Raw genomic sequence first — 1,663 nt, 5'->3', positions numbered from 1 at the left:
GGCGGTTTCTAGGAGTCGTTGCAACACCTGTTGGTTAGGTGGTTAGTAGTAAATCACGTAGGCGCTCGGCTGGGGTTTTCCAGCCGAGCGTTTTGCGTGGGCGGCCGTTGAGTTCCTGGGCGACGTGTTCGAGGTCTTCGGGTCCGTAGGCGGATAGGTCGGTGCCTTTGGGGAAGTATTGGCGTAGCAGGCCGTTGGTGTTTTCGTTTGAGCCGCGTTGCCAGGGGCTGGCGGGGTCGCAAAAATAGACCTGCATGTCGGTGGCGAGGGTGAAGGATTTGTGGGCTGCCATTTCGGCGCCTTGGTCCCAGGTCAGGGAGCCTCGCAGGTGTGCCGGCAATGTCGCCATTGTTTTGATGAGGCCGTCGCGGACAGTTTCGGCGGTGTGGTCGCCCGGGAGGTGGACGAGCATCACGTATCGGGTGGTGCGCTCGACTAAGGTCGCGATCGCGGACTGGTTCAGGGCCCCGGTGATGAGGTCGCCCTCCCAATGGCCGGGCACCGCGCGGTCCTCGATCTCGGGTGGTCGTTCGGAAATCATGATCATCGGGTCGACGAATCTGGGGGTGCGCTGCTCGTCCGTGCGGTGGGGTTTACGGCGGGTCCGGCCGGTGCGTAGCGCTGCCTGGACCTCGCGTTTGAGTCCGCCCCGTGCCTGGAGGTAGAGGGCCTGATAAATGGTCTCGGTGCTCACGCGCATCTCCGGTCTGTCGGGGAATTCTTCGACCAGGGTGTGGCTGATCTGCTCTGGAGACCAGCGTAGGAGCAACTTGTCTTTCACGTAGTTGCGCAGGCCCGACTCGATGGCCAGTTTGGCGGACTTGGGCCGCCTCCGCCGGGTAGCTGCCTTGCGATGCGCTCCGTGGGGCAAGTAGCCCAGGAGGGGGTCGGTATTTCGTGCCAGCTCCCGGCTGACTGTTGAAGGCGATCTGCCGATGGTGCGGGCGATCGCCCTCACCGAGGAGCCAGCTGCCTGCAGATCCCGGATCAATTCCCGTTCCTGAACATTGAGGTATCGCGGGTCAATAGGTTTCTCTAACGCTGATACTTCCACCGGCACCACTCCTGGTGTGCCGGTGGAAGAGGTCTTAGTGGTCACACCACGTTTGTAATCGACCACCCGGCCATCCGGATAAATGCGTCGCCCACCAGACTTCCTGATCCCGCGTTCCCACTCCCGGGCGGTCTTAGGATTGACACCTACGGCGGTGATGGCTTCGCTTCGGCTCATTCCGACCTTCCGCAGCCGAAGGAATTTCTCCCGCCGGTCGGATCCTGGGGCTTTGCTGGCAATTCCCGCTTCCGAGGCCCAGCGGTGGCAGGTATTGACGTTCAAACCAAGTTCGGCAGCGGCCAGAGTCACGCTCTCCACGCGCCGGAGGACCGTGAAGAACTCTTCTTTCTGCTCTGGCGCGTACTGCGTCCTGACGACCTTCTCGTTCCGGACGCCAGCCTTCCGGCACCACTGGTAACAAGTCACCCGATTCAGTCCAAGTTCCGAAGCTGCGGCAGTGACGCTGCCAAGACGATCAAGGGCTTGAAAGAACTGAGTCCTTAGCTCAGGCGCGTACATCCGCCGGTTTACCGGTACCTTCTTTAAAGACGACACGGTCGTTGCAACTCCCAAAAATTCTGGGTGTTGCAACGACCGCTAGAACCGGCC

The 1,663-nt window shown here is 61.2% G+C and carries 1 protein-coding gene; it reads right to left on the bottom strand.

Features of this window, described 5'->3' with window-relative positions:
* Nucleotides 1-34: 34 nt before the first annotated feature.
* Complete coding sequence (locus WBN73_RS21380) at nucleotides 35-1,231, bottom strand: IS30 family transposase (RefSeq protein ID WP_207597452.1); 1,197 nt, start codon at nucleotides 1,229-1,231, stop codon at nucleotides 35-37.
* Between the last annotated feature and the right edge of the window lie 432 nt (nucleotides 1,232-1,663).

This window comes from Paenarthrobacter sp. CCNWLY172 (genome assembly GCF_037402035.1).
Classification (GTDB): Bacteria; Actinomycetota; Actinomycetes; order Actinomycetales; family Micrococcaceae; genus Arthrobacter.
The sequence above is the reverse complement of the archived record's forward strand: the minus strand, read 5'-3'. Positions and strand labels throughout refer to the sequence as shown.

What these genes read in the sequence shown, in the direction of transcription:
- WBN73_RS21380 (WP_207597452.1), bottom strand. Translation starts at nt 1,231, where the DNA reads ATGAGCCGAAGCGAAGCCATCACCGCCGTAGGTGTCAATCCTAAGACC.